A 9,819-nucleotide genomic window follows, 5' to 3' on the forward strand; every position below is an offset into this window, starting at 1 on the left:
AAAATGCTAGATATTTTTATAGAAAAAGAGTTGATGGTAATTCTACAATGAATAATAGTTTAAATAAAGATTACTATTTAACAACCATAGTTAGTGGAACTTTATCTTTATTGATGAAACATAAAAATGTTAAATTTATAGAATATGTATCGTTATATCATCTATATTGGATGATTATTACTGTTCTTGATAATAGAGCAAATCATATATTAACAAAACAAGAAAAAGAAATATTTATAAAACAATTAAAAGAGAACTTTAAATATATAAGCAATGATGTAATTATGAATTTTTACGGAATTGGTGGAGCTTGGTTCTTTCATCAAATTGGAATTATTAATTGTTTTAAAGATACTACACCATATATACACTTTGCATATGTAGAAAAAGTAGACTATATAAACGAGGAAATACAATTTAGGGTTTTTTGCAAAAATACCGATGATGTAATATATATTAAAGAAAAAAATAATTTAAAAAATATAAGAACAAAAGAATATAAATTTTTCAATAAAACCTTTATAATAGAAAAATGGTTTTGGATATCACTTGAAAATTTTAAAGATATTGAAATTTATATAAACAACGATAGATGCAAAATCAATTTTAATGGTAAAAAATCTAATATACTATCTTATAATGATATTTATACAGAACAAGAAAAATATTTTAAAAACTTAAATATTGAAAGCAATATTTGGTTTTTTATAGATAGAGACACAAAGGCCGATGACAATGCTGAGCATTTTTATAGATATGTTCAAAGCCATCATCACGAACAAAGAATTTATTTTGCACTATCAAAAACTTCTTGTGACTGGGATAGATTAAAAAAAGATGGCTTTAATTTAATAGATTTCAATAGCTTATACTGTAAATTTATATATTCAAAAGCAAGTATTATCATTAGCTCTCACATAGATCCATATATAAGTAATATGTTAGGTAAAAATAGTTTAAAATATAAAAAATTTGTATTTTTACAACATGGAGTAACCCAAAACAACATATCTAATTGGCTCAACTCAAAGCAAATTGATCTATTTACAACTTCTACAATCCCTGAATTTAATTACATATCAAATACAGAATTTAAATTTAGTAATAAAGAAGTAAAACTAACAGGATTTGCTAGATACGATAATCTAATCAAGCTTTCAAAGGAGCTGGAAAAAGAAAAAATAATTTTATTAACTCCCACATGGAGAAAATACATTATGGGAGATGTTAAAACATCTGCAACAGGTCTAAGAAATTATAATCCAAAATTTAAAAATAGCCTTTATTTTAAAGCATATAATGATTTTTTAAATTCAAAAGAACTTGAAAAGCTTTGTAATAATTTTAATTACGAAATCTATTTTATTCCACATTTCAATATCATTCCTTATATTGATGATTTTAACATACCTAATTTTGTAAAAATTATTAAATTAGAAAATATTAATTACCAAGAACTTATTTGTAAAGCTAGTGTTATGGTAACCGATTACTCTTCAATAGCATTTGATTTTGCATATTTAAACAAGCCTGTTATTTATTATCAATTTGATAAAGAAGAATTTTTCAATAATCACATTGGCACAGAAGGATATTTTAAATATGAATATGATGGTTTTGGCGAAGTGGTCAATAATAAAGAGGAATTATTTAATTCTATTGAAAAATTACTTAAAAATAACTGTCTAATAGAAGAGAAATATCAAAAACGAATTAATAATACTTTTACTATAAGAGATGGTAAAAATTGCGAAAGAATTTATAAAGAAATTATAAATAATTTATAACCAAATGAAGGATTTAAATGTTTAAAAGCTGTGGTAATTTTACAATAAAGAATAACAAACAGGTTATTGATTTAAAAAAAGATTATATTATACATCATATTATAATAAAAACTATATATAATTATGATTTTGATGATTCTAAAAATGTAATACTAAAATTTTCAATAGACAATAAAAACTGGGATATAATTCCAAATTATTTATATTCATATTGTGATGATGGTTATAGTCTATATATCAACTTAGCAAATAATTTTAAAGCAAGATATATTGAAATCTATTTTGACCAAACACAAATTACGAGTCTAAAATCAATAGAAGTATTTAAGGATATTAGGGTTGAAAGTATAATAGACTTATTAAGAAACAACCAAAACCAAATTACTTTATTAACTTCCTCTAACGTAAAACTTAACATTAATAGTTTAAAACATGATAACGATATTTTAAATCAAAATAGTTTCACTTTTAACAATCAAAATGATTTAAAATCAAATATCTCTTTTAAGAACAATGTAAATATTATTTTTTCAACAAATGGTGATTGTGTTGTTAAAATAAAATTAAATCCTATACAAATTAATAATTTTAATACTATTAGTGATTTTTATTCCATTAAAATAGATGAAGAAGAAAAAATAACTAAATTAACACCTATAAGTCATGAAAAACCATTTGAACTACAAATTAGTGTAATAAAAAATACTCCAATATCGATTAATGTAAAAGCTAGGGCACACAGCTATTCTATTGAAGAATTACTTTTTTTAAAAAAACATTTAGATATTAATACTATTGCTATATATGAAATAATGAAAAAAATTTCCAATAAAAAGAGACTAGCTATTTGCTTTTTTGGCCACTTAAGAACTTATGTGCAAACTTATCAAAGTTTTAATAAATATATTTTAGAACCTAGTAAGAAAAATGGATATAATGTAGATATTTTTATACATACTTGGGATAAATTAAATTCAGATTCTAACTCTTGGCATCAAGGTAGGGGTTATTTAAAAGAGCTAAACAATATAAGTGTTAATGAAAATGTTATTGTACAATTAGAAAAATTTTATAATCCAATATCAATACAAATTGATTGCCTACCAGAAGGTATACACGGGCAGACTATGTCTAGAAAAAAGCTAGTTGAAATGGTAAAATCATATTCGATAAAAAACAACTTTATATACGATTGTATATTATTTACAAGAACTGATTTAATGTTTAAGAATGAATTAAATATTGATAAATATTTCAATTTATATAAAAATAATTTGAAAATAGTACTTGATGATAATTGCATCTTTACGGCATCCAATATATTTAAAAGAATGCCAGTAGCAGATCCTAGATATGTTAATGAAGGCGACCTAATATTTTTTCATAGCTGCCACACTATTAATGAATATTTTGAAACCCCAATTAACTTTGATAAAAACATTCAACTTATTCCTATTGATTATAAATTATATCATGATTTTGATATTTGGAGGGAACTACAGTGAAGATAATTGCTCATAGAGGTATTTGGAAAGTAGAAAGTGAAAAAAATTCATTAAATGCTATTTTATCGGCATTTAAAAATAATTTTGGTGTAGAGACAGATATAAGAGACCTAGCAAAACTAAATATCACCACTCAAAATGATTATTTTGATTTAGTAATTTCACATGATGTTCCACAAATCAATTCTATTTTATTGGAAAGTATTTTAGAGAATACAAATCAAATTTTAGCCCTAAATATCAAATCTGATGGCTTAGCAAATTCACTTAAAAATCTTTTAGAAAAATATCAAATAGATAATTATTTTGTATTTGATATGAGTGTACCTGATGCATTAAGCTATATTAATTTGGGTTTAAATGTATTCACAAGACAAAGCGAATATGAAAAAATTCCAAGCTTTTATGATAAAGCAAAAGGCGTTTGGCTTGATGAATTTCACACTCATTTTATTAATCATGATTTGATTAAAAATCACCTTGGTAATGGTAAATCAGTTTGTATAGTATCAAGCGAACTTCACACACATAAAGAGCCAGAATTCTGGGAAGAATACAAAAAAATTGACCTTGCACTAAACAAACCAAATAACTTATTTTTATGTACAGATTATCCGCAAAGAGCACAAGAATTTTTCAATGGAGGCAATAATGATTAAAGCAATTTTTTTTGATATGGATGGAGTGCTTATAGATGCAAAAGAGTGGCATTATGAAGCACTTAATAAGGCTTTAGCACACTTTGGAATAAATATAAATTTATACGAACATTTAAGTACTTATGATGGTTTGCCGACCAAAAAGAAACTTCAAATGCTAAATCTAACAAAAGGACTTAGCCCAAAACTTTTTGATTTTTTAAATGATTTGAAACAAATTTATACTATGCAAATAGTGCATTCATCTTGCAAGCCAAATTTTATTCATGAATACGCACTTAGCAAGCTAAAAAATGAAGGCTACAAGATGGCAGTTTGTTCAAATTCTATAAAAAATACCGTAGATGTGATGATGCAAAAAGCTGCACTTGAGAACTATTTAGATTTTAAAATTAGCAATGAAGACGTAACAAAAGCCAAGCCAGACCCACAAATGTATTTATTAGCAATGCAAAAATTAAACTTAAAACCGCACGAATGCATGATTTGCGAAGATAATGAAAATGGAATAAAAGCAGCTAAAGCAAGTGGAGCTAATGTGATGATTATAGACACTCCAAGTGATGTAAATTATGAAAATATAAAAAAACACATAAATCTTTTTGAAAAAAGGAAAAGCAAATGATTAATATTTTAATTCCACTTGCAAACGTTGATTTAAATTACTCGAACACAAATTACGCTAAACCTTTTTTTGAAATTGATAATGAAACAATGCTTTATAAATGTGTAAAAAATATAAGCACAATAAATGATGCTAGATTTATTTTTATTATAGATTCGAGTGATGATGCAAAAATATATTTAAGCAATGCAATTAGTATAATGCTACCAAGTGCAAAAATTATTAAACTAAATGGAAGAACTAGCGGAATGGCATGTTCTTGTCTTATGGCAATTGATGAAATTGATGAAGATGAAGAAGTAATAATTGTAAATTATGACCAAATAATTAACGCTAATTTAAATGAAATTATTAAAGAATTTAGAAATTTCGATGCTGGAATTATAACCTTTCTCAACATTCACCCAAGATATTCTTATGCAAAAATAGAAGATGAATTAGTTGTTTGTACTAGTGAAAAAATCCCACTTAGCAAAAATGCAATTGCTGGATTTTATTATTTTAAATATTTTCGTGATTTTTGCAAGGCTTCTTTTGAAATGATTAAAAAAGATGCATCGCATAACAATCAATTTTTCGTCTCACTTGCACTCAATGAACTTGTTTTGATGAATAAAAAAATTAAAAACCACACATTAAAAAAAAATGAATATTTCACATTTTATAGCATTGAAAAAATAGAAGAATTTAAAAGGCAAAAAAAATGCAAAAGTATGAGCTAAAAGATTTTATTCGCGGATGGTTTGTTGGAAATTTTGAACCAAGTTTATTTAAAACTAATGATGTAGAAGTTGGTATTAAATACTACAAAAAAGGTGATTACGAGCAAAAGCATTATCATAAAATTGCCACTGAAATTACTGCTATTGTAAACGGAGAAGTAAAAATGAATGATGAGATTTATAAAGCTGGTGAAATTATAGTTATTTCACCAAATAATGCAAATGATTTTTATGCATTAAGCGATACTTGCACTGTTGTTGTAAAACTTCCAGGCGCTAATAATGATAAATATTTAGGAGAAGCAAAATGTTAAATATAGTAATACCTGCTGCAGGACTTGGTTCAAGATTTAGTAAAGTTGGATATGAAAACCCAAAACCATTTATTGATGTAGCTGGCGAAGAAATGATTGTTAGGGTTATTAAAAATCTAGCAATTTCTAAAGCAAAATATATTGTTATTTTACAAAAAAAACACGCAGATAAATTTAAAAACACATTAGAAAAAATCAAAAAAGATTTTAATGTCAAATTTGTGTTAGTCGATGGGCTTACCGAAGGTACTGCTTGCACAGTTTTAGAGGCTGCTGATTTATTGAAAGACAACGATGAGCTATTAATTGCCAACTCTGATCAAATTGTTGATTTTGATCTTGCTAGTTTTATTAATGATGCTAATAAACGCAATCTTGATGGTTCAATTTTAACATTTGAAGATTTAGAGAAAAATCCAAAATGGTCGTTTGTAGAAATAGAAAATGGATTAGTCTTAAAGGTTCGTGAAAAAGAGCCAATTAGCACACATGCAAGTGTTGGGATTTATTATTTTAAAAAAAGCAAATATTTTAAAACTGCTACTATAAATATGATAAATGCAAATGATAGAGTAAATAACGAATTTTATACAGCACCAACTTATAATTATCTAATCCAAGAAGGCAAAAGAATCGGTATTTTTAAAATAAACAAAGAACAAATGCACGGCATTGGAACTCCTGAAGATTTAAATTATTATTTATACAAATACTTAAATAAGGAAAATATATGAAAGTATGTCTTATAGGAGGAAGTAATTCTATAAAATTAGGGGGATTGCAAACAGGGATTAGCGATGCTTTAAAAAAACTTAATGAAAATATTGATATATCAAATGAATTTATCAATTATTCGCTTGGTGGAACTAGCAGTATTCATAGAATTTATGAAGTATTACGTCATAAAGAACAAATTAATGCCTGTGATTTATTAATTGTTGATTCATTTTTTAACGATCTGGATAATGAAATTATGCATAAAGATGCAGACATTAAAATTGTTGAAAGAAATATTCATTACTTATATAACGAACTTGCTAAGCTCAAAACTAAGGTGGTAGTTTTATTTATAGCATATTCATTATTTAATGAAAACAATAGAAATCATCAATATGTATATAATATTCACAAATATTATTCTAATTATTACAACATAAACGCTATTGATATGCACGGATATTTTACCGAGCAAAATCTATTAAATTTTCTAAAAAAACCCGATCCAATACATCCATTGCTTTCAATAATGTATGAAATAGGCAAAAATATAATCAATAATTATGTAAATATAAAATCTCAAAAATTTAACAAAACAATAGAAGATTTTGGTCTAGAATATATTGCTTGTGAAAAATATACCAATATAATAACAAAAACAAATATCAAAAATTCTATGTATAATGAAAATGCTATAGTGCTTTCTGATAATACTTTAAATTTTAATATTAGCCCGTTTACAAATAAATATCTCTTAGGTTTTCATTCTTGGAATTATGATGATAAAATAGATAATTGGACAAAATCTATAACAAATATGTCTCTAATTAAAATAGAAAACCAAGAAAAAAAATTGATATTAACTTCTTTTTTTCTCAATTATTTTTCTAGTATATTAACTAGTTTTAAAATAGATAAAAGTAGTTATATATGTTTTGAAAAACAAGAAAAAATAAATGAAAAAGCAAATTATGCAAACCATTGCACACAAAACGCTAAAAAACACGAATTTGTTAATTTAATAGGTATTTTGGTATCTAATAAGCTTATTGAATTTAATAATGACGATATTAAAGAAAAATATAATGAAAATATAAATTTAAAAAATAATCTAAATATCATTTTACCAGATACTGTTTTTGCAAAAACAGTATTAGAAGAATATAATCAAAATGTATTACAAAAAGAATATAACATAAAAAATGAAAGTATAGCAACTGTAGAAACAATTCTTAAGGATTTACAAACTTTTCGTCTTGATATACATATGATAAATAATTTTGAGCCATTTGATATTAAATGTAATTCAAAATTATTATTAGATTACCCTAGCTGGTATCGTTTTGATAATGGATACGGAGTTTGTATTGTCAATACAAACACTGCAGAAAAAAAAATTCATATTAGTTTTGTTTCACAGTTGGATACAGAAATTACACTAAATTTTTGTGGTATCTGTAAAAGAGATAAAAATAAAAAAACATTACCATTTTGGACAAACTATACAAATGTCATAATCAACAATATAAGCTATGGTAATTTTTCTACTTGGCATGATAAACAAAAATATATAAAACTACAATGTAAAAAAGGAGATAGAATAGAAATTTATTTTGAAATTAACTCCTATAAATACACTAATGAAGAGCTAAGAAATTTATTAAAAAATTATTATAATATAGAAAACGAAACAATATTAAAATTAGTATTTGCCTTTACAAGCGTAAATTTTAATTATTTTTAACATAATATAAATTTACCAAATCTATACAAACTTTTCCAAAACCATGCTTATAATAATCGAAATAGCCTTTATTATAAATATGGTTATACTGCTCTTCTTCGTCAAATTGAAAATATATAATTTTCTTTTTAAGTAATGCAAAATCAAAAGCGATTGATGAATAATCCGTGATTAAAACACTGGCTTTGCACAAATATTCTTGTATATCAATATCTTGCATATTTATAACTTCTATGTAAGAAGATAATTTAAAATCATCTAAATACTCAAGCATTGCAAAGTGTGGTATAAAAACTACTTTATATCCACTATTTTTATACATATATTCTAATTCTTTACTAACTAAAAGTTCTTTATAGTTTTTATAATATAAACTATTATAAAAATTATCATTTTTCTTTCTTTTATATGTTTTTTTATCAATCTCACTTGCAAGATACTCTCTCCATGTAGGAAATATCAAAATCATTTTTTCTTGATTTATCACCCTACTTTTTTCAATAAGCTTTTCAAACCTAGGCATTCCTGTAAGTACAACTTCTTTTGAACTTAGCTTATAATCAGAATAATCACTAACAATAGAATTATATTCATCAGTTGTGCTTGTAATTATTAGCGAAATATCTTTAGAATTAAGCCAATTTGATATATTATCCTTAGTTACTCCGTGTTGTAAAAATATATAATCTTTATTAAATAAAGTATGTTTTCCAAGCCCTTTTAGTAAGTAAGTATCAGTATGAGAGCTTATGATTTTTTTAGCTCTGAAAAGTGTTAATTTAAAGCAAAATCCAGAACTTGAAACTACATTAAAACCTTTATTTTTAAGTCTTTTAAAATCATTTGATTTTTTATCTATAACAAAAGCGATTTTTTGCTTAGGATGATTGTTTTTGACATACTCATAAAAATACTCTGCATTATCATTTGCTTTATATTTTCTATCAGCAAAAAGCCATAATTCATTATCTTTGCAAAACAATCTTTCTTTAATACTTTTATAAATATTTTCATTGATATTTAAGGTTGTATCACCATTTAAAAATTTATAAAATTCAAAACCTTCATTTGTAATATTTGTAGAAATAAATCTTTTATAAAACAGCTGTTTGATTTTATAAAAACTCTTATCTTTTATTTTAAGTTTTTTACCATTTAAAAAAACTTCAATATTTTTGATTTTAAAATCATTTTTAATATAAATTATTTTTTTATAAACAAATGCATCTTTAAAAAAATTAATTTGTTTAATCTTTACAAAATCAACTTTGCATTCTTGATTATTAATAAAAACTTTAAAATTATCGCTATCTTTTATATAGTAATAACTTAAAATCAAGTACTCATTGGTGTATTTTTCTAGCTCACATTCACAAGTGTCACTTTGTAAATCTTTAAATTTATTTAAAATACCTATTTTTAAAAACCCACTTAAAATAGAATTATTTAAACTATTTTCATCAATGAAAGAAAAAATCTTCTTAAAAGTGCTCATAAATTCATTATATTCTTTTAATTTAATTACTTTTAAAGGCTTTAATACAATATCTTTTACCATCCAACAAACATCATAAATAATAGTTTGCTGTATAAAATTAGGGATATACCCTAACTCATTTTGTGTATATTCAAGTAAAGCTAAGTATCCACGAGATGAAACATCTAAAAAATATCTTTTATCTTTTAATTTTTTATCAAGCGTAGAATTACCATCAACTCTTTTTCTATAAAAATATCTAGCAGTTT

At 24.3% G+C, this 9,819-nt stretch carries 9 protein-coding genes; 8 read left to right on the plus strand and 1 reads right to left on the minus strand.

Features of this window, described 5'->3' with window-relative positions; translation table 11 throughout:
- The 8 genes from AVBRAN12640_RS09565 to AVBRAN12640_RS09600 form a co-directional block, all read left to right on the plus strand.
- The coding region (locus tag AVBRAN12640_RS09565) for a CDP-glycerol glycerophosphotransferase family protein (protein ID WP_336609106.1) at window positions 1-1,787 on the plus strand (1,787 nt) is incomplete at its 5' end.
- 17 nt (window positions 1,788-1,804) lie between these two features.
- Window positions 1,805-3,292 (plus strand): hypothetical protein, encoded by a 1,488-nt coding sequence (locus tag AVBRAN12640_RS09570; protein WP_336609105.1) that lies wholly within the window; start codon window positions 1,805-1,807, stop codon window positions 3,290-3,292.
- Window positions 3,289-3,951 carry a hypothetical protein gene (locus AVBRAN12640_RS09575; RefSeq protein WP_336609104.1) on the plus strand — a complete coding sequence of 221 codons (663 nt, stop codon included), beginning with the start codon at window positions 3,289-3,291 and terminating at the stop codon, window positions 3,949-3,951. Before AVBRAN12640_RS09570 ends, AVBRAN12640_RS09575 begins: the two co-directional genes overlap by 4 nt.
- Window positions 3,944-4,576 (plus strand): HAD family hydrolase, encoded by a 633-nt coding sequence (locus AVBRAN12640_RS09580; RefSeq protein ID WP_336609103.1) that lies wholly within the window; start codon window positions 3,944-3,946, stop codon window positions 4,574-4,576. The genes AVBRAN12640_RS09575 and AVBRAN12640_RS09580 overlap by 8 nt, the downstream gene beginning before the upstream one ends.
- Window positions 4,573-5,298 carry a sugar phosphate nucleotidyltransferase gene (locus tag AVBRAN12640_RS09585; protein WP_336609102.1) on the plus strand — a complete coding sequence of 242 codons (726 nt, stop codon included), beginning with the start codon at window positions 4,573-4,575 and terminating at the stop codon, window positions 5,296-5,298. Before AVBRAN12640_RS09580 ends, AVBRAN12640_RS09585 begins: the two co-directional genes overlap by 4 nt.
- The gene (locus tag AVBRAN12640_RS09590) at window positions 5,280-5,612 is read left to right on the plus strand and encodes a hypothetical protein (protein WP_336609101.1); all 333 of its coding nucleotides are present in this window, start codon (window positions 5,280-5,282) and stop codon (window positions 5,610-5,612) included. Before AVBRAN12640_RS09585 ends, AVBRAN12640_RS09590 begins: the two co-directional genes overlap by 19 nt.
- Window positions 5,606-6,346 (plus strand): glycosyltransferase family 2 protein, encoded by a 741-nt coding sequence (locus AVBRAN12640_RS09595; RefSeq protein WP_336609100.1) that lies wholly within the window; start codon window positions 5,606-5,608, stop codon window positions 6,344-6,346. The genes AVBRAN12640_RS09590 and AVBRAN12640_RS09595 overlap by 7 nt, the downstream gene beginning before the upstream one ends.
- Complete coding sequence (locus AVBRAN12640_RS09600; protein WP_336609099.1) at window positions 6,343-8,073, plus strand: hypothetical protein; 1,731 nt, start codon at window positions 6,343-6,345, stop codon at window positions 8,071-8,073. The genes AVBRAN12640_RS09595 and AVBRAN12640_RS09600 overlap by 4 nt, the downstream gene beginning before the upstream one ends.
- Here AVBRAN12640_RS09600 and AVBRAN12640_RS09605 read toward each other — a convergent pair.
- Window positions 8,060-9,819 (minus strand): CDP-glycerol glycerophosphotransferase family protein (locus tag AVBRAN12640_RS09605; protein ID WP_336609098.1); only part of this gene is annotated, 1,760 nt, incomplete at its 5' end. The genes AVBRAN12640_RS09600 and AVBRAN12640_RS09605 overlap by 14 nt on opposite strands.

This window comes from Campylobacter sp. RM12640 (genome assembly GCF_020137595.1).
In the GTDB taxonomy this organism is placed as follows: domain Bacteria; phylum Campylobacterota; class Campylobacteria; order Campylobacterales; family Campylobacteraceae; genus Campylobacter_E.

Bases quoted from the DNA above. Each gene is read 5' to 3' on its own strand.
- AVBRAN12640_RS09570 (WP_336609105.1), top strand. From the start codon at position 1,805: ATGTTTAAAAGCTGTGGTAATTTTACAATAAAGAATAACAAACAGGTT.
- AVBRAN12640_RS09580 (WP_336609103.1), top strand. From the start codon at position 3,944: ATGATTAAAGCAATTTTTTTTGATATGGATGGAGTGCTTATAGATGCA.
- AVBRAN12640_RS09585 (WP_336609102.1), top strand. From the start codon at position 4,573: ATGATTAATATTTTAATTCCACTTGCAAACGTTGATTTAAATTACTCG.
- AVBRAN12640_RS09590 (WP_336609101.1), top strand. From the start codon at position 5,280: ATGCAAAAGTATGAGCTAAAAGATTTTATTCGCGGATGGTTTGTTGGA.
- AVBRAN12640_RS09595 (WP_336609100.1), top strand. From the start codon at position 5,606: ATGTTAAATATAGTAATACCTGCTGCAGGACTTGGTTCAAGATTTAGT.
- AVBRAN12640_RS09600 (WP_336609099.1), top strand. From the start codon at position 6,343: ATGAAAGTATGTCTTATAGGAGGAAGTAATTCTATAAAATTAGGGGGA.